Consider the following 24334-nt stretch of genomic DNA (forward strand, 5'->3'; position numbering starts at 1 on the left):
GCTTCCCGCCCGTGCCAGCCTCCCGTTCCTGGGCCGGGTTTCTCCGGGGGACAGCTCACGGAGAGCCGGCCGGGACGGGAGGAAGTGGGGCATGGAGAGCGGACCGGCGATCTTCGCGGGGACGGTATTCGCCCTGTTCGGCGGCGGGCTGCTGACCTGGACCGTGAGCCGGGTCCGGCATCGCGCCCCTGTCGCCCACGATGTGAACCCCGTCGCATCGGCCACCCTCGCGGGTCTCGCCGCGGTGTCCGCCCTCGTCCTCGGCGCGTGGTGCTTCACGCACCTCTGACAGGCCGGTCGTTCAGGGCTTCGGGCCGGGTCCGGGCCGCCGGACGGCCGCCGCTCCAGTAACTGGGAAGTCACCCTCCGGATAGGGGCGACAGGGCTGGTGGCGACGCCGGGCGGCAGGAATGGCGGTAGTCGGGTTACCGTTCGAGTGGCCGTTGCGGGCTTTTCCCGTTTGACACGGGGGCGGGATGTACCGTCACACTCCGCAGCGTCAGCACGACCCGACCCCCGGGATCAAGGCCTGGGGAGAGACCCCCTGCGTCGACCGGAGAGAAGAGCGAAGTTGTCCCCGACCAGCGACACCGCACACGGCGGCCGCCGACTCGTCATCGTCGAGTCGCCTGCCAAGGCGAAGACGATCAAGGGCTACCTCGGCCCCGGCTATGTCGTCGAAGCGAGCGTCGGGCACATCCGCGACCTCCCCAACGGTGCCGCGGAGGTGCCGGAGAAGTACACCGGCGAGGTGCGCCGCCTCGGCGTGGACGTCGAGCACGACTTCCAGCCCATCTATGTGGTCAACGCCGACAAGAAGGCCCAGGTCAAGAAGCTCAAGGACCTGCTGAAGGATTCCGACGAGCTCTTCCTCGCCACCGATGAGGACCGCGAGGGCGAAGCCATCGCGTGGCACCTCCTCGAGGTCCTGAAGCCCAAGGTCCCGGTCCACCGGATGGTCTTCCACGAGATCACCAAGGACGCGATCCGCAGCGCCGTCGCCAACCCGCGCGAGCTCAACCAGCGCATGGTCGACGCCCAGGAAACCCGCCGCATCCTCGACCGTCTCTACGGCTACGAGGTCTCGCCGGTCCTGTGGAAGAAGGTCATGCCGCGCCTGTCGGCAGGCCGGGTCCAGTCCGTGGCGACCCGCCTGGTCGTCGAGCGGGAGCGCGAGCGCATCGCCTTCCGCTCCGCCGAGTACTGGGACCTGACCGGCACCTTCGGCACCGGCCGCGCCGGCGACGCCAGTGACCCCTCGTCCCTGGTCGCCCGCCTGGCCACGGTCGACGGCAAGCGGGTCGCCCAGGGCCGCGACTTCGACTCGCTGGGGCAGCTGAAGAGCGCCAACACGCTCCACCTGGACGAGACCAACGCCCGTGCGCTGGCCACCGCCCTGGAGAACACGAACTTCGCGGTCCGCTCGGTCGAGTCCAAGCCGTACCGCCGCTCGCCGTACGCCCCGTTCCGTACGACGACGCTCCAGCAGGAGGCCTCCCGCAAGCTCGGCTTCGGGGCGAAGGCGACCATGCAGGTGGCGCAGAAGCTGTACGAGAACGGCTTCATCACCTACATGCGTACGGACTCCACGACCCTCTCGGACACGGCGGTCGCCGCGGCCCGTGCCCAGGTCACGCAGCTGTACGGCGCCGACTACCTGCCGGCGCAGCCGCGCACGTACGCCGGGAAGGTCAAGAACGCGCAGGAGGCGCACGAGGCGATCCGCCCCTCGGGTGATCGTTTCCGCACCCCGGCCGAGACGGGCCTGACCGGCGACCAGTTCAAGCTCTACGAGCTGATCTGGAAGCGGACCGTCGCCTCCCAGATGAAGGACGCGACCGGAAACTCGGTCACGGTGAAGATCGCTGGCACGGCGGCCGACGGCCGTGACGTCGAGTTCAGCGCGTCCGGCAAGACGATCACCTTCCATGGCTTCCTGAAGGCATACGTCGAGGGCGCGGACGACCCGAACGCCGAGCTCGACGACCGCGAGCGCCGGCTGCCGCAGGTCGGCGAAGGCGACCCGCTGTCTGCCGAGGAGATCTCGGTCGACGGGCACGCCACCAAGCCCCCGGCCCGCTACACCGAGGCGTCGTTGGTCAAGGAGCTGGAAGAGCGCGAGATCGGCCGCCCGTCGACGTACGCGTCGATCATCGGCACGATCCTCGACCGCGGTTACGTCTTCAAGAAGGGCACGGCCCTGGTGCCGTCCTTCCTGTCGTTCGCCGTGGTCAACCTCCTGGAGAAGCACTTCGGGCGGCTCGTCGACTACGACTTCACCGCCAGGATGGAGGACGACCTCGACCGCATCGCGCGCGGCGAGGCGCAGGCCGTGCCGTGGCTGAAGCGGTTCTACTTCGGCGAGGGCGCGGGCACGGGCGGTGCCGCGGACGCCGGCAACGGCGACGGGGACCACCTCGGCGGCCTCAAGGAACTGGTGACCGACCTGGGCGCGATCGACGCCCGCGAGGTGTCGTCGTTCCCCGTGGGCAACGACATCGTGCTGCGGGTCGGGCGCTACGGGCCCTACATCGAGCGCGGCGAGAAGGACTCCGAGAACCACCAGCGCGCGGATGTGCCCGAGGACCTCGCGCCCGACGAGCTGACCGTCGACCTCGCGGAGGAACTGCTCGCCAAGCCGAGCGGCGACTTCGAGCTGGGCACCGACCCGGCGACGGGCCACCAGATCATCGCCAGGGACGGCCGCTACGGCCCGTACGTCACCGAGGTGCTCCCCGAGGGCACCCCGAAGACCGGCAAGAACGCGGTCAAGCCGCGTACCGCCTCGCTGTTCAAGTCGATGTCCCTGGACACGGTGACGCTGGACGACGCGCTCAAGCTGATGTCCCTGCCGCGCGTCGTCGGCAAGGACGCCGAGGGCGTGGAGATCACCGCGCAGAACGGGCGCTACGGGCCGTACCTGAAGAAGGGCACGGACTCGCGTTCGCTGCAGTCCGAGGACCAGCTCTTCACCATCACCCTCCAAGAGGCGCTGGAGATCTACTCCCAGCCCAAGCAGCGTGGCCGTGCGGCCGCCAAGCCGCCGCTGAAGGAGCTGGGCGAGGACCCGGTCAGCGGGAAGCCCGTCGTCGTCAAGGACGGCCGTTTCGGGCCGTACGTCACCGACGGCGAGACCAACGCGACACTGCGGTCCGGCGACAGCGTCGAGGAGATCACTCCGGAGCGCGGCTACGAGCTGCTCGCCGAGAAGCGGGCCAAGGCCCCCGCCAAGAAGACGGCGAAGAAGGCACCGGCCAAGAAGGCGCCGGCGAAGAAGGCACCGGCCAAGAAGACGGCCGCCAAGACGACCGCGGCGAAGAAGACGGCCGCCAAGAAGACGACGGCCAAGAAGACGGTCGCCAAGAAGACGACGGCTTCCAAGGCCGCGGCCGAGGACTGAGTCCGACGGAGGGCTGAGCGCCGGTGAGGGCGCCCACAGGGGTGCGAGTGCCCCTGGGTGATCCCTCACGGCGAGCACTCACGGCGAGCCCTCATGGTGGGCCCGCACGGTGGGCACGCTTCTGTGAATTGTGGACGCCTCCACACCTTCTGGTGTGGAGGCGTCCACATGTTCGGCCGCCCCTCCGGGGAGGCCCCGCCGCCGGATAGGCTGTCAGGATGACGCGAGCCGAGCAGCCAACGGCCCACCATCCCGCCCCCGACGACGCCCTGGTCGCAGACTCCCGCGAGCGTGCCGTCCGCTCCCTGCTGCGCCGGCCGCAGCTGAAGCGGCTATGGAGCGCGCAACTCGTGGGAGGAGTCGGCGACGCACTGGCGTTGCTCACCCTGGTCGTCCTCGCCCTTCAGGCGGCGATCGTCGAGGGCTCCTTCGGCGGCGACTACCGGGGAGTCGCCCTGGCCGTGTCCGCCGTCTTCGGGGCACGCGTGCTGGCCACCCTGCTCTTCGGGGCCGTACTGCTCGGCCCGCTCAGTTCGCTGACCTCGCAGGAGGGCCCGCTCGACCGCCGCTGGACGATGATCGGCGCGGACGGGGTGCGCGCCGCGCTCCTGATCGTCGCCCCCCTGTGGATCGACTGGACGCCGGACGACGCGCTCGCCGTCCTCCTGGTGACCGCCTTCGTGACCGGAGTCGCCGAGCGCTTCTGGACGGTGTGCCGCGAGAGCGCGGCGCCCGCGCTGCTGCCCGCGCCCCCGCTCGAGGGCGCCACGGTGCGCCCGCTGCCGGACCACATGGACGCGCTGCGCCGCCTGTCGCTGCGCACGGGATTCGTCGCGGTGCCGCTCGCGGCCGCCACGCTCGTCGTCGTGTCGCTGCTCAACAATCTGCTGGGCGCCGGGATCGACTGGTTCGCCCAGCACCAGGCGGCGCTCGCTTCGTATGTCGCCGCCGGCCTGTTCGCGGCCTCGCTCTCGGTGATCACCTTCGTCGAGCTGCCGGACGTACGCACCCCGCGCGCGCGGTCGCCGCTCGAGGGCCTGCGCCGCCCCAAGACGGGCACCGGCATCGACAAGGGGCGCACCGGAGCGATCCCGCATCTGGTCCTGGCCTGCGCGGCCGTCGCCGCGGCGATCGCGGCCGCCGTCGCCGTCTCCGTGCTGCAGGCCAAGGACCTGGGCGGCGGGCCGGTGACCTACGGGCTGCTGGTGCTCGCGCTGACCGGCGGTGTCGTCATCGGTATCCGCACCGCGCCCTCGGTGCTCCCGTCGCTGTCCCGGCGCCGGCTGCTCGCCCTGGCGATCGCCTTCACCGGGATCGCGCTGCTCGCCGCCGGACTCGTCCCGGACGTCACCACCGTGCTGCTGATCGTGGGCCTCGCCGGTGTCGGCGCGGGTGTCGCCGCGAACACCGGGCACACCCTGCTCGACCAGGAGGCCGAGGAATACCGGCGCGCGCGGACCACCGAACACCTCCACGCGGTCGTACGGGTCTTCGTGGCGGTCGCCGCCCTGGTCGCGCCCGTTGTGGCGGCGGCGATCGGGCCGCATCGGCTGGAGAACGGCAAGTTCGTGTTCGCGCACGGCGGCGCCGCCTTCACGCTGATGCTGGTCGGCGCGCTGCTGCTGCCGGTCGCCGCGCTCGTGCTGGCCAAGGTCGACGACCGCTCCGGGGTGCCGCTGCGGCACGATCTGCGGGACGCGCTGCGCGGCGGTGACGACCCGGTGCAGACCTCGGCCGCTTCCGGTTTCTTCATCGCCCTGGAGGGCGGCGACGGGGCCGGGAAGTCGACGCAGGCCGAGGCCCTCGCCGAGTGGATCAGGGCCAAGGGGCACGAGGTCGTGGTGACCCGTGAGCCGGGCGCGACGCCGGTGGGCAAGCGGCTGCGGTCGATCCTGCTGGATGTGTCCTCCGCCGGGCTCTCGCACCGGGCCGAGGCGCTGCTGTACGCGGCCGACCGCGCCGAGCACGTGGACACGGTGGTGCGGCCGGCGCTGGAGCGGGGCGCGGTCGTGATCTCCGACCGGTACATCGACTCCTCGGTGGCGTACCAGGGTGCGGGCCGCGATCTCTCCCCGACCGAGGTCGCGCGGATCTCACGATGGGCGACGAACGGTCTCGTACCGCATCTGACGGTGCTGCTCGACGTCGCGCCGGAGACCGCGCGGGAGCGCTTCACGGAGGCGCCGGACCGGCTGGAGTCGGAGCCCGCCGAGTTCCACGCGCGCGTGCGGTCCGGGTTCCTCACGCTGGCCGCCGCCGACCTCGGGCGCTATCTGATCGTCGACGCCGGGCAGGAGCCCGAGGCGGTCACCACGGTCATCCGGCACCGGCTCGACACGCTGCTGCCTCTCTCCGAGGCCGAGGTGCGGGCCCAGGAGGAGGCCCGGCGCAAGGCGGAGGAGGAAGCCCGGCGCAAGGCCGAGGAGGAGGCCGCGCGCAAGGCCGAGGAGGAGCGGCTGGAGCGCGAGCGCCTGGAGCAGCTCGCCAAGCTCAGGGCCGAGGAGGAGGAGCGCAAGCAGCGCGAGCTGGAGGAAGCGCAGCGGCGCGAGGCCGAACGGCAGGCGGAGGAGGCCCGGCAGCGGGCTGAGGAAGCGCGCCGGCGTGCCGAGGAGGAGCGGGTGCGGCTCCTCGCGGAGGAGCAGGCGCGGGCCGCCGAGGAGGAGCGCAGGCGCGTCGCGGAGGAACGGCGGCGCAAGCAGGCCGCGGAGGAGGAGCGGCTGCGGGCCGAGGCCGAGGAACGCCGACTGGAGAAGCAGCGCAAGGCCGAGGAGGCGCTGCTGCGGGCGGAGGAGGCCCGGAGGGCCGCGGCGGAGGCGGCGGCTGCCGCCACGACGGCCGCGGCTTCCGCGTCCACCGGGGTCGCGCCTGGTAGGCCCGATGCGCCGAAGGTCGCCGGTGCCGGGGTTTCGCCGTCCAGGCCGTCCAGGCCGTCCGAGAACGAGACGACCGTTCCGACGCCGGTGGTGACGCCGTCGAACGCGACGGGTGGGCCGGTGGACGAGACCGCCGTGCTGCCGCCGGTGCGGCCGGGTGCGGCGGACTCGGAGACGACGGCCACGCTGCCGAAGCCTCCGGAGCCTCAGGGCGCGGCCGATGAGACCACGGTGCTGCCGCCGGTGCCGTCGGGCGCCGCCGATGAGACGGCCGTGCTTCCTCCCGTCCGGGACGCGGGGCCGGGCGGGCGTGCGGGTGACCCGTCGGACCGGGTGCCGCCGGGCTTCTTCCGCGACGAGCGTCCGGCCGGGCGGCCCGACGCGGGCGACGACCGTACGCGCGAGCTTCCGCAGGTCGACAGTGAGGGCGTGGCGCGGCGGCGGCCCCGCTCGGACTGGGCGGAGGAGACCCCGCTGGACGATCTGCCCACGCTGGCGGACGAGCTGCTGGGCCCGCGCGACGACGACACGGACGACGAGCGCGGGCCGGGCGGCCGTCGGGGCTGAGGCGTACGGGGTGTGCCGGCTTGTATGCCGGTTTGTATGGGGTCGTACGGATATGTACGGCCCCATACGTATGACAGGCCCGTATGACAGGCCCGTGGCCGGGTCGGCCGGGGCTGAGCGCGGTCGGCGGACGCGTTGTCAGTGGCTACCCGCACAATGGGTGAGGTAGGGCGAAGTGCGACGGACGTGCGACGGAACGGTGGTGCCCCATGCCCGTGTGGGACGACCTGGTGGGCCAGGAGAAGCTGAGCGAGCAGCTCGCCGCGGCTGCCCGTGACGCCGACGCCCTGGTCACCGCGGCCACCGCCGGCACTCCGCCGCCCGAGGCGTCGAAGATGACGCACGCCTGGCTGTTCACGGGCCCGCCCGGCGCGGGCCGCACCACGGCCGCGCGTGCCTTCGCCGCGGCGCTCCAGTGCGTGAGCCCCGACCGCGCGCTGGGCGGCATCCCCGGCTGCGGCTTCTGCGACGGCTGCCATACGGCCCTGCTCGGCACCCACGCCGACGTCAGCACGGTCGCCGCCGTGGGCACGCAGATCCTCGCCGACGACATGCGGGACACCGTGCGCAAGTCGTTCACGTCTCCGGCCAACGGACGCTGGCAGGTGATCCTCGTGGAGGACGCCGAGCGGCTGAACGAGAAGTCGGCCAACGCGGTCCTGAAGGCAGTGGAGGAGCCCGCCCCCCGCACGGTCTGGCTGCTGTGCGCCCCCTCCGTGGAGGACGTCCTGCCGACGATCCGCTCCCGCTGCCGCCACCTGAACCTGCTCACACCTTCCGTGGACGCCGTCGCGGACATGCTCGTACGCCGGGACGGCATCGAGCCGGAGGCCGCGTACGCCGCGGCCCGCGCCACGCAGGGCCATGTCGACCGTGCCCGCCGCCTGGCCACCGACCCGCGCGCGCGGGAGCGCAGGGCCGCCGTGCTGAAAATGCCGTTGCGGGTCGAGGACATCGGCGGCTGCCTCAAGGCGGCCCAGGAGCTGGTCGACGCCGCCACGGCCGACTCCAAGCAGCTCGCCGAGGAAGTCGACGTGAAGGAGACCGAGGAGATGAGGGCGGCGCTCGGCGGGGCACAGGGCGGTCGGATGCCGCGCGGCACCGCGGGCGTGATGAAGGACCTGGAAGACAAGCAGAAGCGCCGGAGAACGCGTACGCAGCGCGACAGCCTGGACCTGGCCCTGACCGAGCTGACGGGCTTCTATCGCGACGTCCTCGCCCTCCAGCTCGGCTCCCGCCTGGCCCTCGCCAACACGGACGCCGAGGACGCCCTGGAGCGCCTCGCCCGCGGCAGCTCACCGGAGGCCACACTCCGCCGCATCGACGCGATCGCCGCGTGCCGGGACGCCCTGGACCGCAATGTGGCCCCTCTGCTGGCGGTGGAGGCGATGACGATGGCACTGCGGGCGGGGTGAGGGCCGTGGCGTCCTCGGGACCTCAGGGGGGACGACAGCGGGTCGAGGGAGTTGGACGCGTTGACGCCATCACTCGTACGAAGTTCATCCGCCACCGATAGCGATCAATCCATCGCTCAGGGTTACGCTCACGAGATGGACACCAGGCGCACTTCCGGGCAGTCCCGCCTCCTCCGGTCCCGGTCCCTACGTTCGACGCGGACGGGGGGCGTGTTCCTCGCCGCCGCCGCGCTGCTCCTTTCCGCCTGCTCCTCCGGGAGTTCGACCGGGACGACGGCCGAGGCGGCGCTGGCCGCGTTGCCCCGGTCCACGCCGTCGACGCTGGCGCCGTACTACGGGCAGAAGCTGACCTGGCGCAGCTGCGGTGTCCCCGGTTTCGAGTGCGCCACGATGAAGGCGCCCCTCGACTACGCCAAGCCGGCCTCGGGCGACGTCAGCCTGGCCGTCGCCCGCAAGAAGGCCACGGGACCGGGCGAGCGCCTCGGCTCGCTGCTGGTCAACCCGGGCGGCCCGGGCGGCTCGGCGGTCGGCTACCTCCAGCAGTACGCGGGCATCGGCTACCCCGCTGAGGTGCGCGCTCGTTACGACATGGTGGCCGTCGACCCGCGGGGCGTGGCCCGCAGCGAGCCGGTGGAATGCCTCACCGGCCGCCAGATGGACACGTTCACGCAGACGGACATGACCCCGGACGACCAGCGGGAGACGAACCAACTGGTCGACGCGTACCAGCACTTCGCGGAGGGGTGCGGCCGGCGCTCGCCGGAGCTGCTGCGCCATGTGTCCACGGTCGAGGCGGCCCGCGACATGGACATCCTGCGCGCGGCGCTGGGCGACCAGAAGCTGACGTACGTAGGGGCGTCGTACGGGACGTTCCTCGGGGCGACGTACGCGGGACTGTTCCCGGAGCGCGTGGGTCGGATGGTCCTGGACGGTGCGATGGACCCCTCCCTGTCCGCCCGCAAGCTGAACGAGGACCAGACGGCGGGCTTCGAAACGGCGTTCCAGTCCTTCGCGAAGGACTGCGTACGGCGCACGGACTGTCCGCTCGGTGGTGCGCACACCACTCCCGAGCAGGCCGGCGACAACCTCAAGGCGTTCTTCCGGCAGCTGGACGCGCATCCCATCGCGACGGGCGACGCGGACGGCCGCAAGCTGGGCGAGTCCCTGGCGACGACGGGCGTGATCGCGGCGATGTACGACGAGGGGGCCTGGGAGCAGCTTCGCGAGGCGCTCACCTCGGCGATGAAGGACAAGGACGGGGCGGGTCTGCTCGCCCTCTCGGACAGCTACTACGAGCGGGACCCGGACGGTAAATACACCAACCTGATGTTCGCGAACGCGGCGGTGAACTGCCTGGACCTGCCGGCGGCGTTCTCGACGCCCGACCAGGTGGAGAAGGCGCTCCCGTCGTTCGGGAAGGCGTCGCCGGTCTTCGGCGACGGGCTGGCCTGGGCCTCGCTGAACTGCGCGTACTGGCCGGTGAAGCCGACGGGGGCACCGCATCGCATCGAGGCGAAGGGGGCGGCGCCGATCGTGGTGGTCGGCACGACCCGGGACCCGGCGACCCCCTACCGCTGGGCGCAGTCGCTGGCCTCCCAGCTGTCCTCCGCGAGGCTGCTCACGTACGACGGCGACGGCCACACGGCGTACGGCCGCGGCAGCACGTGCATCGACTCCGCGATCGACGCGTACCTGCTCCGGGGCACCCCGCCGACAGAGGGAAAGCGCTGCTCATAGGCCCTGCCGCAGCCCCCGGAGGGGCCGCCTCCGGGGGGTGTGCGGAGCACCCCACGAAACTGTGTAGACTTACCGACGTTGCTGATCGCACCATAGTGCGGACAGCGCGCCGCCTTAGCTCAGATGGCCAGAGCAACGCACTCGTAATGCGTAGGTCTCGGGTTCGAATCCCGAAGGCGGCTCTGTGGAAGCCCCAGAACTCACTCGCCGTGATCTGGGGCTTTTGCTTTTGGCGGACGCGGCGCCGACGTCGGGCGCGGGCTGCCTTGCTGTCTAGGGTCTCAGTTCTGGTCTCAGTAGTGGGTTCCGGCTCGGGCAGGAAGACGTCGCCGATGCGACGCATGGCGTCCTTCGAGAGGGTGGACCGACCCTTCACGTAGCGGCGTGTCTGGCTGATCTGCGTGTGCCGGAGGATCTCCATGATCGTAGGCATGTCCACCCCCAACTCGTTCAGGATCGTGCCCGCAGTGTGGCGACTCCCGTCGTACAGGCGCCGATCGCTGATGCCCGCCTCTTCGAGCAGTTCCTTGAATTCCTCCCAGTCGGCGCGGGGGTCGAGTGGTCGGCCGTCCGGGCGTGTGAATACCGCGTCGTTCTCTTGCCGCAACTCACCCGCAGCGCCCCTTGCTCCGCCCTGTTGAGCCTTGTGCTCAAGCAGGTAGGGGATGAACGGCGGCGGGATCGGCACCTCGTTCCGGCTCTTCTTGGTCTTGGGGCGGGTGAAGGCGAGGCCTCCGCCCTTGCGTTCCGGGCACGCGCTCGCGTGCCGCGTGCAGTCCTTTGTGCAGGGCTGCGGGCACCCTCGCGTGTAGTTCCGGTGCGTCGTGCACGTCGGCGGGCACGGCTCGAACCGGTGCAGGAAGGTGACCCTGCGCGGAGCAGACCGTGTCCTGCGTTCACGCACCGTGGACGGCGTCGAGCAGGAACTCTATGCACTTGCTGGTGCTCTACCAGGCCAGCCAGCAGGCCATCGCCGAAGCCGCCACCACCGCTCACCTCGACCCGGACCGGCTGTCGTTGACCACAGCCCTGCACACCGTCCGTCTGACTGTAATCACCGCCAGAACCCCGGACCCGGCCGACCTCGTCTCAGCCCTGGTCCACGTCCGCAACCTCGCACCCGTCAGGCGCCGTTCACGCACCAGCCCACGCTGCGTCAAACGAACCCTGTCGCCCTACGCCTACAACAAGACCAAGGGCAGCGTCGGGCACAAAACAACCGTGACCACCGACGTCACCCTGCTGACCAGCACCGCCAGCCCCTAACTTCCCGGTCTTGGGCTTCAGGCAGCCACCATGGGGCGAGCCTCGAAGATCGGGGCCCACACCGGGCTATTGCGGGCAGGTCCAGAGACTGCCCGATTCGCGACCAGCGTACGGGCCCCGATCTCTCGCCCCATGGCGGCTCCAGCCCAAAGCCGCTCCCGCCGACCTCATCGGGCCCGTGTGCGATCGTCACGCCTCCCAGGTACGTTGAGCCGTCAGCCGAGGGGGAACGCTCGCGAGGGAGCGCCCCGCAACGCGTGGCTGTGGGGCGCCGATCCACTTTCACAACGGGCCCTAGTGGGGTTTAGTCGACCGTCTGCCCGTTGTACATACCGCCTCTGCAGGTCGGGAGCACGGGCGTCGACCGATCGATCGTTCCGCCGCCGTCCGTGCACTCACCCGGGGTGACGCTGGCCGGGGTGACGCTGGCCGGGGTGACGCTGGCGGTGGCGGTGGCGGCGCCTGTGAGGCCGAGTCCGGCGAGGGCTGCCGTGGCGAAGACTGCGGCGAGGATTCGTCGAATGCGCATTTGGTTCGCCTTTCACAGATTGCCTCGGTTGGGACGCTACTCAGCCAATTGTTCATCCATGTGGGCGACACGTCATGTTGGGCCGTTCGGTTGACATTGCTGTCGGGTGCGGGGTCGGTGACGCGACCCGTCAGAGCGGATGGAAGCCCGTGCCACATCCGTGCCAGAAAGAGCGGATCCCAGCGGTCGAGAGCAGTCAAGCGCGACGCCTCGCGATTAATCACCAGAGGCCGTTTGCGCTGGTCAGCGTCAACCCCCTCCGTGACGGCCCGGTGATTCCCAAGCTCAGGGCTCTTCGTTGCCGCGGCGGACAGATCCCGGGTACTGCTCCCCCTCGTCGCCGATCAGCTTCGCGGACAGTCCGGCTGCGAGGTCAGCCAAGCCGACCAGGTCCGCACCAGGTGCGTGGGCCCCGGACAGAATCACTCGTCCCTCGCACCAATGGAGCCCGACCGCGACGCTGTCAAGGCTGCCCCATGTGAACACCGGCTGCCGGCCTACGCTGTGCAGGTCGAGGTGGCCTTCTTGCCGAAGTGCCGCGCTGTTGTGTGCAAACTCAAGCCAGTCGTGCAGCGAGATGGGGCGTTCCTCGCTGTCCAACCAGTCCGAGGCGCGCGTCATGTGCAGTTCGTATCCCATACCCGGGATCATTCACCGCAGGCCTGACACGTCTCCTGCCCTGTCGACGAGGCCTCTGACATCCACGGCTGACTGTGAGTCAAGCGGTTGCGTGTGTCCATGACGGACGGGTTCGTGTGTGGCCGTGGGGTGCCGGGGGGCGTTGGTTCGGCGGGCTTTGGGCGGCGGTCAGGAACCCAGGCCGGTGAGGGGCTCGGAGTTGTCGATGAAGGCGCGGGCCACGTCGGACAACCGGCGGTTGTGGGCGCGGGCGTAGGTGCGCAGTGCGGTGAAGGCCCGTTCCATGTCTACGCCCTGGCGTTCGGCCAGCTTTCCCTTGGCCTGTTCGATCAGCACGCGGCTGTTCAGCGCCGTCTGAAGCTGCTCGTTGAGGACGGTGCTGCGGTGTGCGGTGCGCTGTTGCAGCAGGCTGATGGTGGCGACGTCGGCCAGGGCCTGGGCGAGGGGTGTGGCGGCCGGGTCGAAGGGGCCCGGGGTGGCGCGGAAGAGGTTCAGGGCGCCGACGACCTCGTCCCGCAGGCGCATCGGCAGGGCCTGGACCGCCCCGAACCCGCTGCGGCGGGCCTGTACGGCGAAGCGCGGCCAGCGTGCGGTGACGGCGCTCAGGTCGGGGACTGTCACGGGCGCGCCGGTGCGGAAGCAGTCGAGACAGGGACCTTCGTCGTTCTGGAGCTGGAAGAGTTCCAGGAGGCGTACCTGTTCGTCGGAGGCGGCCATGACGCGGAGTTCGCCGTTCCGGTCCGCGAGCAGCACGCCGGCCGCACTCGCGTCGAGCATGCCGACACAGCGGTCGGTCAGCAGGCGAAGGAAGTCGATCAGGTCGAAGTCGGCGACCAGGTTGTCCGCCAACTCGACGAAGGTTTTGGCCAGGAGTTGCTGATTCATCGTGTGGCACCTCTGTTGAGACTGTTCCCGCCGGGATGGGGCGGGAAGGGCGGCGCATTGCGTCCGCGCAGCGTGTGAGGGCGTCAAGCACTGTCACGGGGATCGTCGTCGTCGCGGGGATCGTCGTCGTCATGCGGATCGGCATCATGCGGATCGGCGTCGCCATGGGGGTCGGGGGCGCGGGGATCGGGGTCGTCGAACGGTTCGTCGTCGCCATGGGGATCGGCGGGGTCCTGGACCGGCTCGGTGCCGGGGGAGAAGCGGAGGCGACGGGCGACCAGGTCGGCGGCCACCTCGGCGAGGCGGCGTTCGTGGGCGTAGGCGTGGGCGCGGAGGCGGACGAAGGCCTCTTCGATGCCGACGCCGAGCTGGACGGTGAGCATGCCGGTGGCCTGGTCGATCTCCGCCCGGTAGGCACCGAGGTCCTCGATGGGTCCGCCGGGTGGCCCGCCCGTCTCGTCGATCCGCGCGTCGAGCAGCACCAGGGTCGCGAGATCGGCGAACGCCAGCGCGTCGGCCAGCTCTTCCGCGTCCAACCGCACTGGGACCTGGGCGTACAGGTCCAGAACTCCGGGGCTGATCGCCCCCACCTGAAGGGGGAGCGCGAAGACGGCGAGTGCTCCGGCGCTCAGGGCGGCGTCGACGAACAAGGGCCAGCGGTTCTGGAGTTCCCCGGTCCGCAGATCAGGTGTCAGGACGGCCGAGCCCTGCGTGAACGCATCCACGCAGGGCCCTTCGCCCAGCGTGAGCTGTAGCTCCTCCAGTTGTTCGCTGATGTGGTCGGTGCTGCACAACGGGTGGCTCGCCCTGCCCCTGGACATCGCGGACAGTCCGGCCCCGCCGATCGGCAGCGCGACCACCGCCGCGGTGCACACGTCCACCACGCCGACCCGCGCACCACGTACGGCCGCCTGCTCGGCGACCAGCAGCCGGATATGGGCTGAACGGCTGTCGGGCATCAGTCGGGCCACCTCGTCCAGGCATGGCGGGCGAGTCCGTCCGGCCGTGCGAGCGTCTGTTCCCCGAAGGGGAGGATCAGTACGCGGAACACCGTGGGGCCGGCCGGCCTCCAGACGTCTCCGGCGTCCAGCCATCCCCACGAGCGGAGGACGGCGAGGGTCGTGACATCCGCTTGATCCACCGATGTCACGCCGAGCGACGCCCGGTGGTCGGTCAGCAGCCGTTTCTGTAATCGACGGGCCAGCTCCCGGCCTTGCGGCGGCGGCCGGACCAGAATGTCGGTGAACGCGAAAGCGCGGCCGGACCGGGTGAGTTGTTCCATGCCGAGCGGCAGCGCGTCGTCGGAATCGAGCCACCATGAGCCGTCGCCGCGTACCGGAAATCCGTAGGCGCATCCCACCAGTCCGTTCACCTCCGCGAGCACCATGGCGAACCCGGGCCGGCGCATGTCCGCGGTGAGACGGGTCAGGAAGCGTGAGCGATCGGGCCGGCGGTATGCGCCCCTGGGTGATTTCTCTCCGGGCGATTTCTCTCCCGGTGTTCTCTCTCCGGGTGTTCTCTCTCCGGGCGATTCCGCGGTGGCCGCCGTTGCGCAGCACTGCATATACAGATCCGCCAGCTCCTCGCGCAGCCCCTCCACCAGCCGGCGGTTCACCCGGCGCAAGCGCACCGCGCCCCCGCCGGACGGCTCGCTGTCACCGGGCTCCTGGGTACGCCTCCGCCGGGCCGTCACCGCGCACCTCCCGAGGCAGCGGTGAGGAGGACCATGAGGTCGACGTTCAACTGCGGTAGGGGCATGACGCCTCGGTTCTGGAGACCGTCCCGGACAGCGAAGACAGGGGGCGCCGGGCTTCCGGCCCCTCTTGGCGCGCTTCCGCTACGGTCGGGCGTACGTTCGGCGGAGGCGGGCGGAGCGGCGGCCGGTCCGGCACCTTCCGCGCCGGACGTGGAAACGGTCCGGTTTCCTCCGGGGCGATGCGCCGGGTGACCGGACCAAGAGCCCGTTGCCCGCAGCCATCTGTGTGGAGCAACCACATGCCGCCGGGGTCTGGGACGTCGCCACCCAGCATAGCTCTCGGCCACGCCGGATCGCCGTCCGTGGACGGTCGGGATCTGGTCGTCCGATCGCGGTACGGCTCGACGGGATCGGGACAGCCGTCTGTTGCGGACCCTGCCGGGCCGCCGCTGTTCCGGACCGCTGCTGTTCCGCACCGTTGCTGTTCCGGGCCGCCGCTGTTTCGCACCGCTACTGTTCCCGGCCGCCGCTGTTTCGCACCGTCCTCGGCCGGACGGTTTGGGATGCGCGAGGCGGGCAACCCAGGAGAGGCGTCCGGCAGTCGGCCCGGGCGAAGGCACCGGAGAGTTGAGCTCACAGCTCCCGGTGCCGCCCGCAGGGCGCGCGCTTCGTCATCTCCGGTCTGCTGTATGAAGGCGCCGCAGTGCCCGGCCGAGCTCCCGCTGGACCTGGTCCGGGAGCACCTCGCCCTTCGTCGTGGCGACCAGGGCGGCAGCCACGTACCGGAGCTTGAGGTTGCAGCGTTGCGAAACGTCCACCAGCAGGTCCCAGGCCCGCTCACTGGAACACGGCGCCAGGGCCATCACCATGCCCCGCGCCTGGTCGATGACCGGCCGACTCGCCAGCGCCCGGCCCAACTGCGTGTTTCTGGCGCGCAGTTCGGCGACCTCGGCCACCAAAGCCGTATCTCCCGCCGAGACCGCGGCTGGTATCGCCTGCTGTTCTTCGCGGTACGTGGTCCCTTGGTGCATGTGCCTACCCCACAACGCAGTCGTAGTTGTAGTCGTAGTCGCTTGTCCGTGAGCGGTCGGCGGCGCGCCGACTGCTCCCCCCCCCGGCCACCCGGCTACCCGGCCACCGCATTGATCACCTACGGTCTTCGCGCGCCCGCCGGTTCTCACGCGCCCGCTGGTTCTCACGCGCCCGCCGGTCCTCACTGTCCCGTCGATCCTCGCGGTTCCAGCGTGCCCGGTGCCGGCGGCTGTAGCGACGGTCCCAGCGGTCCTGACGCTCCCTGTGGTCCCGGTACTCCCGGTATTCCCCGTACTCCCGGTACTCCCCTGAACCGGAATTGCCGCCAGGACTCCGGTTGCTTCCTCGGCCGGACCGGCCGAAGCCGAAGACCAACACGGCCGCGACGACCCACCAGATGGGATTGAGGAAACCGAACAAGATCACGACGAGGATGAGAAGCAGGACGAACACGGTGGGCCTCCCCGGAACGGAACACGTCATCGGTACCGGGGACTGGGGCCTTGTCCGACAGCGTAGCCCTGCCCGAGGGGCACGGACAGCGGGCCACGTCACGCGAACTGTCCGGCGTGGACGGCCGCTTGAAACGGAACCTCGCACGGTGCGCTCCCTGGGGGGCGATGGAACTGGGCGCGGCCCGATGTGCCCCATGAGCCACATGTACCGTGTATGCCCCATGAGTCGCATGCTCCCTATGCGTCTTATGAGTCTTATGAGTCTTATACGGGCAACGGTCCGCCGTCGGCCGTGTCGCAGGCCGCGTTGACACGGGACGTTGTCGGGCGTTGACTGACGACACGGTGTAGGGCCATGCCACTCCGCATTATTCGGGCGACGTATTCCATCTTCCCGCTTCGCCCTGGCCTCGCGGAATCAAGAAGATCCCCGCGATCTGGCGGCCCGGAAATGTTATGGATCCTTCTTCTTTTGCTGATCCTGGTGGTGTTCGGATTCGGCTTCACGACGCAGACCCTGTGGTGGGCCGCGGCCGTACTGCCGGCTTTCCGGATCGATCGTCGGCTTCGCCACGTGGACCACACATCGCACGACGAAAGCGGCACACGATGATGTACGACCAGACACGCGCTCAGCAGCCCGCGGACAGCGTCACCGGCTCCGCCGGACGCCGTACCCCGGGTCCGGAGCCGCTGCTCCCGTCCGATGAACGGGCCAAGCTCGCCCTGCGCCTCCAGCAGGCCCTCAACAACTTCGCCGACAGCCCGCGGCAGTCGTTGGAAGAGGCCGAGGGCGCATTCGACGAAGCCGTCGCCCACCTCACGAACACCCTCGCGGAACGGCGGCGTGCCCTCCATGAGGGCTGGCAGGACCACGACCCCGAAACACAGTCGGACGCACTCCGGCTCGCACTGAGGGAGTACCGGGAGATCACGCAACGGCTGCTGCGCGTGTAAGCGGCCACGGATCCAGCTCACCGGCGTATCTGCCAGGAGTGGAATCGGGTGCCGAATTCGTTCGATCAATTCGACCGGAACCGGATGCCAGTAGTTCGGTACTCCCCTGTTCTGGAATGCCGGAAATGGGGAACGGCTCGCTGAATGCATATGGTCCGAGCCGCACCAGCCGCAGTATCATGGATTGTGGGTCGGCGCACTCTCACGTGCAGCCGCCCGGAAGGGCGACTCCGGCGCGTTTGCGCCGGAGTCGTTGTCAAGATCCCCACCCGCTGAGCGACGGCCCCACTCCCATGGAGGTGTTCGAGTCGTGACGTTCTTCCTGCTGCTGGTCCTCGTGGCCGTCGTCCTGGGGATCATCGGCGTGGCAGCCAAGGGTCTGGGCTATCTGCTGATCATCGGCATCGCGGTTCTCGTGGTCGATGTGGCCGTCGCCGCCGTGCGGTTGTCCCGACGTGCCCGGCGGCGCCCCCTCCGCTGACGGTGGTTGTGGCGGTGGCGGTGACAGCGCGGGATCACTGGCGCCGGGGCGCCGAATCGGAGCCGCTCCGAAATGCACTGAGTCGCTCAGAGCTGCTCAGCGCCGCTTCGAAATGCGTACGGCGCAGGCAGAACCGGAGTACGCGGGGCGCCCTCTTGGTGAACGGCTAGCATCGCGGAAATGATTGTCGGCCGGGATGGGGTGGGTGTGGTGGAGCACGCGGAGCAAGGCCCGCGGATCGCCGTCGCCGTGGTGACCATGGGGAATCGGCCCGCCGAGGTCGACGCGCTGCTCGCGTCCGTGGCCAAGCAGGACCTCCCGCCCGCGCGGATCGTCATCGTGGGCAACGGATGCCCGCTGCCCGAATTCGCCCGGCGCCTGGACCTGCCCGGCGAGGTCACCGGGATCGAGGTGGACGAGAACCTCGGCTGCCCGGGCGGGCGGAACGTGGCCCTGGCGAAGCTGCGGGAGTTCGGGGACGTCGACGTGGTCGTCGAACTCGACGACGACGGGCTGCTCGTCGACGCCGACGTACTGCGGCGCGTACGGGATCTGTACGCCGCAGACCCGCGGCTCGGCATCGTCGGATTCCGTATCGCCGACGAGAACGGCGAGACGCAGCGGCGCCACGTGCCCAGGGTCGGGAAGTCCGACCCCCTGCGCGGTGGGCCCGTGACGGGATTCCTCGGCGGTGGACACGCCCTGTCCATGGCGATGCTCGCCCGGACCGGCGACTGGCCCGCCGAGTTCTTCTTCGCGCACGAGGAGACCGACCTCGCCTGGCGGGCCACCGACGCCGGATGGACCATCCTCTACGCGCCCGAACTGCTCCTTCAGCACCCCAAGACCTCACCCGCCCGGCACGCCATCTACCACCGCGTGACCGCCCGCAACCGGGTCTGGCTCGCCCGCCGCCGGCTGCCGCTGCCGCTCATCCCCGTACACCTGGGCATCTGGATCGCCGTCACGCTCGTACGAACCCGGTCGGCCGGCGGACTGCGCGCCTGGTTCGGCGGTTTCATGGAAGGCGTGCGGACGTCCGGTGGGGAGCGGCGGCCCATGCGGTGGCGCACGGTGTGGCGGCTCACGCGGCTGGGACGACCGCCCGTCATCTGACCGACGGCCCCGGACCCACCTCGGCGGCAACACGAAGGCCCCGGTCGTTCACCTCTGACGACCAGGGCCTCTCGCATCTCCGGATCCGGCCACGGCGGCGACACTCCCCCGAGCTACGCGTGTACGCGCGTACCGTCGGGCCGGACCCGATGAGGTGATCACATCAGGCCACGCCAACGGATCGCTAACATGTGGCCAACGGTTTCAAAGGGGGCCGTGAGTCTCTCGGCGAGAAGTCGCCGAAACTCGGCGCAAAACCGAGGTGAGGCGGGGCAGTTCGCTGCCGCGCGGGAAGGCAGCGGGCGGCATATGCGGTACGGGCTGCGGTACGAACTGCGGTTCGGTCTCCTGGGCCCGCCGGTGCTGTACGACGCCGACGGCGAGGTCCGGCCGATCGGCAGCGGCAAGATGCGTGCCCTGCTGGCCGCGCTGCTGCTGGAGCCCGGACGGGTCGTCTCGGTCGACGCGCTCAAGGACGCCCTGTGGGGCGGTGCGCCGCCGGCGTCCGCGCAGGCGTCCCTGCAGAACCATGTGACCCGCCTGCGCCGCCTCCTCGGCGACGACCCCGAGCGGCTGCGTGCGGTACCGCCCGGCTATCTGCTGCGCGTCGGCGAGGGTGAGCTGGACGTCCGCGTCTTCGAGGACCATGTCGCCGCCGCGCGCGCCGCGCACGCCGGTGGTGACTGGGAGCGGACGGCGCGTGAGTGTGCGGCGGCGCTCGCGCTGTGGCGCGGCACCCCGCTGAGCGGCCTGCCGCCGGAGACGGGCGGGCACGCGCTGGTGCAACGTCTGGAGGAGGCGCGGCTGCTCGCCCGGGAGTGGGGCTTCGACGCCGAGCTGCACCTCGGCGGGGCACGCCTGGCCGCCCTCGTACCGGAGTTGGCCGCACTCGTCGCCGAATACCCGCTGCGGGAGGCCTTCCACCGGCTGCTGATGCTCGTCCTGCACGGCACCGGCCGGCAGGCCGAGGCGCTGGCCGTCCACCGGGACCTGCGGGCACGGCTCATCGAGGAACTCGGGGTCGAGCCGGGCTCCGCGGTGCGCGAGGCGCATCTGAAGATCCTTCGGGAGGGTGCCTGCGGCGCCGGGGAGACCCAGGGGTGCTCGGGCGGGGGCGCGGCCCTGGGCGGGCCTGCCGTGGTCCCGGACCCGGGCGAGGCGGGCAAGGACGCGGGCGCCTACGAGGCGGGGGAGGGCTCGGGTGAGGGCTCGGACGAGGCGGGGAAGGGTGCGGGGGAGGACTCCGACGGGGGTACCGCCCGGGCGGCCGTCCCAGCCGTCCCAGCCGTCCCAGCCGTGGCGACCCCGCCCCGGCCCGCCCAACTTCCCCCCGCGCCCGCCCACTTCACCGGCCGTGGCGACGTACGCGCGGAACTGCTGCGGGCTCTCGACCCAGAGCGCGGCTCGTGCGCCGTCGCCGTGCTCAGCGGCATGGCCGGGGTCGGCAAGAGCGCGCTCGCGCTGCACGCGGCGCATGGTCTGCGGAAACGTTTCACTGATGGGCAGTTGTACGTCAACCTGCACGGCGCCACGCCCGGCATGGCCCCGCTCGCGCCGGGGCAGGCACTCGCCTCGCTCCTGCGGGACCTCGGCGTCGAGGCCCGGCGCATCCCCGAACATCCGGACGCGGCGGCCGCGCTGCTGCGCTCGCTGCTCGCACCGACCCGCACCCTGATGGTGCTGGACGACGCCGCGAACGCCGCACAGATACGGCAACTGCTGCCCGGCGGCCCGGAGTGCGCGGTGATCGTGACCAGCCGTTCGCCGCTCACCGCGCTCGACGGCGCCCGCCGCTTCCCGCTCGCGCCGCTGTCGGAGGAGGAGAGCGCACAGCTGCTGCGTGCGGTCTCCGGGCGGGGGGACGGGCTCGACGGCGCGCACCGTCTCGTCGAACTCGCGGGCCGGCTGCCGCTCGCCCTGCGTATCGTCGCCGCGCGGCTCGCGGCCCGGCGGGCCCTCACCCCCGACGACCTCGCCGGTCAACTCGCCGCCACCGACGGGCGCTTGCATCACCTCGAGTACGACGACCTGAGCGTGCGCAGATCACTGGCCGTCGCGCACGACGCGCTGAGCGCCTCCGACCGGGAGGCCGACCGGGACGCGGCGCTCGCGCTGTGCCGCATCGGCGCGCTCGACCTCCCCGAGTACGGGGCGCCCCTCCTCGCCCGCCTCACCGGCACGGACGAACGCCGCGCGGAAGCCGCCCTCGACCGCCTCGTCGACGTCGCGCTCCTGGAGGAGACGGCGTTCGGGCGCTACGCCCCCCACGACCTCGTGCGGGACTTCGCACGGGAGATCGCGGGGACGGCCGGGACAGCTGTGACGGCCGGGACGGCGGCATCCGTCACGGATTCATACGCCCGGGGTACCGGCCCCGCCGCTCCGGGCGCTCCGGGCTCTGCGGTTTCCGCGGATTCCGCGGATTCCGCGGCCTCTGCGGGTTCCACAGGCTCCACGGATGCCGGTCCCGGTGAGGGCGACGCCGTCCCTGACCTGGCCCTGCGCTGGTACGCCGCCACGGCTGCCCGCTCCTATCAGGCGATCGTCGAGCCGAGCGCCGTCCGGTCGGACCGGCTGCGGACGACGCCGTCGGAGCCGGACGCGCACGCGGCGGACGTGGCGGCCGCGGCCGACTTCGGCTCTGCCGACGAGGCCCACGCCTGGATCGGCCTGGAACTGGCGAACGCGGTCGCGCTGGTCGAGCGGTACGCGCAGGCGTCCGCCTATGTCCCCCTTCTCGCGCGCTATCTCGCCGTGTCCCTCCAACGCGGTGGCCGGCTGGGCGAGTTGGAGGTGCTCGGCGAGGCCGCCCTGGGCGCGGCGCGCCGGCTCGGGGACGAGCCCGCCGAGGCGTTCGCCCTGCTGGACCTGGCGGGGCTGCACTTTCTGAAGGGGCGGGCGAACGACTCGCTCGCCCTGCTCGACCGCGCCCTGGAGATCTGGCGCCGGCTCGACTTCCTCTCGTGCCTGTGCCGGGGGCTCGGCAACCGCGGGCTGCTGCTCGAAGGGCTCGGCCGCTACGAGGAGTCCGGCGAGACCCTGCGGCAGTGCCTGGAGTACGCGCGTGTACTGAACGACCCGCACAGCGAGGCCATCACGTACAGCAATCTCGGCAACCTCTACGAGCACACGGACCCGCGCGCCGCCATCGAGCAGCACCGGCGCAGCCTGGAGATCGGCGAGGCCATCGGGGATGTGGTCGTCCGCCACTCCGCGCACTGCAACATCGGCTACGCCCACCTCACCCTCGGCGAACCGGACGCCGCCGTACCGCACTTCGAGGAGAGCCTGCGCATCCTCGGCGGCCATGACAACCGGCACTGGCAGGGGGAGCGGCAGACCCGGCTCGGTCTGGTGCGCGCGCTGCGGGGGCAGGGGGACGTGGCGCGGGCCGCGCGCGAGTGCGACAAGCTGCTGACCCTCGCGGGCCGCCGCAGCGACCGCTACTCCGAGGGGCTCGCCCGCCACCAGCGGGGGCTGCTGCGGCTCGCGGCGGGCGACACGGACGAGGCGCTCCGTCAGTGGAAGTCGGCACTGGACGCCCTGGACGGGACGGACACGCCGGTGGTGGCGGAGCTGCGGGAACTCCTCATTTGGCGTCGGCATAGCACTCCACCACCGCCGTCGTGAACGAGAACCGCACCGGCGTCTCGCCGAACGTCAGCCGGCCCGCCAGGTCCGCCGCCTCCCGGATCGCCGCGACCACCGTGTCCGCCTCCTCGGCCGGGCAGTGCACGATCACCTCGTCGTGCTGGAAGAAGACCAGCTCGGCCGCCAGGCCGGCGCAGGCGCGCCGGAGCGCGGCGAGCAGCAGCAGGGCCCAGTCCGCCGCGCTGCCCTGCACCACGAAGTTGCGTGCGAAGCGGCCGCGGGCCCGCGAGTTCGTGGAGGCGTAGCCCGGCATCCACTCCTGCGCGGCGCCCGAGGACGGCGCCGGTTCGTCCTGCGGGATGCCCGCCTCCTCCGCGCTGTCCTCGGACGCTCCGGCCGCCGGTGGGCTCGTACGCCCCAGCCAGGTCCGTACGAGGCGGCCCTCCTCGCCCGCGCGGGCCGCGTCGTCGACGTACGCGACGGCCTTGGGGAAGCGGCGGCGCAGCGCGGCGAGGTTCTTGAGGCCGTCCCCGGACGTCTGTCCGTAGATCGCGCCGAGCACCGCCAGTTTCGCCTGGGCGCGGTCGCCGGAGAACGCGCGGTCCGACACCGACTGGTACAGGTCGCTCTCGCGGCCAGCGACCTCCATCAGGCCGGGGTCCCGGGAGATCGCGGCCAGCACGCGGGGCTCCATCTGGTCGGCGTCGGCCACGACCAGCCGCCAGCCCGGGTCGGCGACCACGGCGCGCCGGATGACCTTGGGGATCTGCAGCGCGCCGCCCCCGTTGGTCACCCACCGTCCGGTGACCGTGCCGCCCGGCAGGTACTCGGGCCTGAAGCGGCCGTCGCGCACCCAGTCCTGGAGCCACGACCAGCCGTGGGCGACCCAGATCCGGTACAGCTTCTTGTACTCGAGGAGTGGCTTCACGGCCGGGTGGTCGACGGACTCGATCTCCCACCGGCGCGTGGACCTGACCTTGATCCCGGCCTGGGCGAACGCCTTGACGACGTCGGTGGGGAGATCGGGCCGGACGCGGCGGCCGAAGGCGGCCGACACCTCGTCGGTGAGCTCGGCCAGCCGCCGGGGCTCGCCCCCGCCCGCGTACCGCTCGCCGAGCAGTTCGTTCAGCAGGTCGCGGTGCACGTCCGCGCGCCAGGGCAGCCCCGCGGCGTTCATCTCGGCGGCCACGAGCATGCCCGCCGACTCGGTGGCGGTCAGAAGGCGCATGCGGTCCGGGTGCGCGGTCGCGTCGTGCCGGCGCTGCTGGTCCGCGTACACCTCGATGAGGTCGTCCACGGGTAGGTGGACCGGGCGCGGTTCGAAGAGGGAGGACTGCGATCCGGGCACGGCGGCGCGCTGCGGCGGATCGGGCGGTACGGGGCCGCCGCGCAGTCTGGCCAGCGCGGCGGCGGCCGACCGGGGCTCGCCGAGCCGGCCCTCGTGGCCGAGGAGCAGGGTCTCGGCGGCCTCGATGTCGTAGCACCGCTCGACTCGCACCCCCGCGGCGAGCAGGCGCGGTGCCATGTCGGCCGTGGACCGCCAGACCCACCGGGTCGCCTCGGGCCGCGACCGCACGGCCTCGACGAGATCCGGTTCCCTGCGCACGGGCCCGGAGGGCAGCCCGCCGTCGCCGAGGGCGACGACCTCCGCGCCACCGTCCTCGGCCGGTGCGAGAGCCCAGCGCCCGGTCATGC

The 24334-nt window shown here is 71.4% G+C and carries 18 protein-coding genes, 1 tRNA gene and 1 pseudogene; 11 read left to right on the plus strand and 9 right to left on the minus strand.

What is annotated here, in order from left to right; translation table 11 throughout:
* Positions 1 to 91 precede the first annotated feature (91 nt).
* The 6 genes from GTY58_RS24175 to GTY58_RS24200 all read left to right on the plus strand — a co-directional run bounded on the left by GTY58_RS24175 (position 92) and on the right by GTY58_RS24200 (position 10174).
* Entirely contained in the window at positions 92 to 289 is a 198-nt protein-coding gene (locus GTY58_RS24175; protein WP_037649134.1) for a hypothetical protein, read from the plus strand.
* A 282-nt stretch (positions 290 to 571) separates the two neighbouring features.
* The gene (gene topA, locus GTY58_RS24180; protein WP_010986045.1) at positions 572 to 3400 is read left to right on the plus strand and encodes a type I DNA topoisomerase; all 2829 of its coding nucleotides are present in this window, start codon (positions 572 to 574) and stop codon (positions 3398 to 3400) included.
* Between the two features lie 218 nt (positions 3401 to 3618).
* The gene (gene tmk, locus GTY58_RS24185) at positions 3619 to 6840 is read left to right on the plus strand and encodes a dTMP kinase (RefSeq protein ID WP_010986046.1); all 3222 of its coding nucleotides are present in this window, start codon (positions 3619 to 3621) and stop codon (positions 6838 to 6840) included.
* A gap of 209 nt (positions 6841 to 7049) precedes the next feature.
* Positions 7050 to 8255 (plus strand): DNA polymerase III subunit delta', encoded by a 1206-nt coding sequence (locus GTY58_RS24190; protein ID WP_010986047.1) that lies wholly within the window; start codon positions 7050 to 7052, stop codon positions 8253 to 8255.
* A gap of 135 nt (positions 8256 to 8390) precedes the next feature.
* Positions 8391 to 9992: an alpha/beta hydrolase gene (locus GTY58_RS24195; protein WP_010986048.1), complete on the plus strand. Its 1602-nt coding sequence runs from the start codon at positions 8391 to 8393 to the stop codon at positions 9990 to 9992.
* 108 nt (positions 9993 to 10100) lie between these two features.
* Positions 10101 to 10174: transfer RNA gene (locus tag GTY58_RS24200), tRNA-Thr, on the plus strand.
* A gap of 50 nt (positions 10175 to 10224) precedes the next feature.
* Here GTY58_RS24200 and GTY58_RS24205 read toward each other — a convergent pair.
* Positions 10225 to 10851: pseudogene (locus GTY58_RS24205) on the minus strand (tyrosine-type recombinase/integrase); the annotation flags it as partial.
* A gap of 71 nt (positions 10852 to 10922) precedes the next feature.
* Here GTY58_RS24205 and GTY58_RS24210 point away from each other — a divergent pair.
* On the plus strand, positions 10923 to 11258 hold the full coding sequence (locus GTY58_RS24210; protein ID WP_048894226.1) for a hypothetical protein: 336 nt from the start codon (positions 10923 to 10925) through the stop codon (positions 11256 to 11258).
* Between the two features lie 304 nt (positions 11259 to 11562).
* Here GTY58_RS24210 and GTY58_RS24215 read toward each other — a convergent pair whose 3' ends face one another.
* The 7 genes from GTY58_RS24215 to GTY58_RS24245 form a co-directional block, all read right to left on the minus strand.
* Positions 11563 to 11787 carry a hypothetical protein gene (locus GTY58_RS24215; RefSeq protein ID WP_010986051.1) on the minus strand — a complete coding sequence of 75 codons (225 nt, stop codon included), beginning with the start codon at positions 11785 to 11787 and terminating at the stop codon, positions 11563 to 11565.
* Between the two features lie 285 nt (positions 11788 to 12072).
* Positions 12073 to 12426, minus strand: coding sequence for a hypothetical protein (locus GTY58_RS24220; protein ID WP_048894225.1), 354 nt, complete (start codon positions 12424 to 12426; stop codon positions 12073 to 12075).
* A gap of 168 nt (positions 12427 to 12594) precedes the next feature.
* On the minus strand, positions 12595 to 13311 hold the full coding sequence (locus tag GTY58_RS24225; protein ID WP_010986052.1) for a GAF and ANTAR domain-containing protein: 717 nt from the start codon (positions 13309 to 13311) through the stop codon (positions 12595 to 12597).
* Positions 13312 to 13394: 83 nt separating this feature from the next.
* The gene (locus GTY58_RS24230) at positions 13395 to 14270 is read right to left on the minus strand and encodes an ANTAR domain-containing protein (RefSeq protein WP_010986053.1); all 876 of its coding nucleotides are present in this window, start codon (positions 14268 to 14270) and stop codon (positions 13395 to 13397) included.
* Positions 14270 to 14926: a hypothetical protein gene (locus GTY58_RS24235; RefSeq protein ID WP_244905201.1), complete on the minus strand. Its 657-nt coding sequence runs from the start codon at positions 14924 to 14926 to the stop codon at positions 14270 to 14272. Before GTY58_RS24235 ends, GTY58_RS24230 begins: the two co-directional genes overlap by 1 nt.
* A 752-nt stretch (positions 14927 to 15678) precedes the next feature.
* The gene (locus GTY58_RS24240; RefSeq protein WP_037649140.1) at positions 15679 to 16038 is read right to left on the minus strand and encodes an ANTAR domain-containing protein; all 360 of its coding nucleotides are present in this window, start codon (positions 16036 to 16038) and stop codon (positions 15679 to 15681) included.
* A 115-nt stretch (positions 16039 to 16153) separates the two neighbouring features.
* Positions 16154 to 16492, minus strand: a complete 339-nt coding sequence (locus GTY58_RS24245) for a hypothetical protein (protein WP_010986056.1) — start codon at positions 16490 to 16492, stop codon at positions 16154 to 16156.
* A gap of 611 nt (positions 16493 to 17103) precedes the next feature.
* On the opposite strand from GTY58_RS24245, the gene GTY58_RS24250 reads away from it, so the two are divergent.
* The 4 genes from GTY58_RS24250 to GTY58_RS24260 all read left to right on the plus strand — a co-directional run bounded on the left by GTY58_RS24250 (position 17104) and on the right by GTY58_RS24260 (position 22678).
* Positions 17104 to 17451 carry a hypothetical protein gene (locus tag GTY58_RS24250; protein ID WP_037649141.1) on the plus strand — a complete coding sequence of 116 codons (348 nt, stop codon included), beginning with the start codon at positions 17104 to 17106 and terminating at the stop codon, positions 17449 to 17451.
* Positions 17452 to 17761: 310 nt separating this feature from the next.
* Positions 17762 to 17932, plus strand: a complete 171-nt coding sequence (locus tag GTY58_RS39775) for a hypothetical protein (RefSeq protein WP_167544199.1) — start codon at positions 17762 to 17764, stop codon at positions 17930 to 17932.
* Positions 17933 to 18112: 180 nt separating this feature from the next.
* The gene (locus tag GTY58_RS24255) at positions 18113 to 19048 is read left to right on the plus strand and encodes a glycosyltransferase (protein ID WP_010986058.1); all 936 of its coding nucleotides are present in this window, start codon (positions 18113 to 18115) and stop codon (positions 19046 to 19048) included.
* 309 nt (positions 19049 to 19357) lie between these two features.
* Complete coding sequence (locus tag GTY58_RS24260) at positions 19358 to 22678, plus strand: BTAD domain-containing putative transcriptional regulator (RefSeq protein WP_042493486.1); 3321 nt, start codon at positions 19358 to 19360, stop codon at positions 22676 to 22678.
* Here GTY58_RS24260 and GTY58_RS24265 read toward each other — a convergent pair.
* A complete protein-coding gene (locus GTY58_RS24265; RefSeq protein WP_010986060.1) occupies positions 22638 to 24332 on the minus strand; it encodes a bifunctional 3'-5' exonuclease/DNA polymerase in 1695 nt (564 codons plus the stop codon). The two genes, GTY58_RS24260 and GTY58_RS24265, sit on opposite strands and share 41 nt — an antisense overlap.
* Between the last annotated feature and the right edge of the window lie 2 nt (positions 24333 to 24334).

Origin of the sequence: Streptomyces sp. SID5469, from assembly GCF_009862865.1 — a bacterium.
GTDB classification, from domain to species: domain Bacteria; phylum Actinomycetota; class Actinomycetes; order Streptomycetales; family Streptomycetaceae; genus Streptomyces; species Streptomyces avermitilis.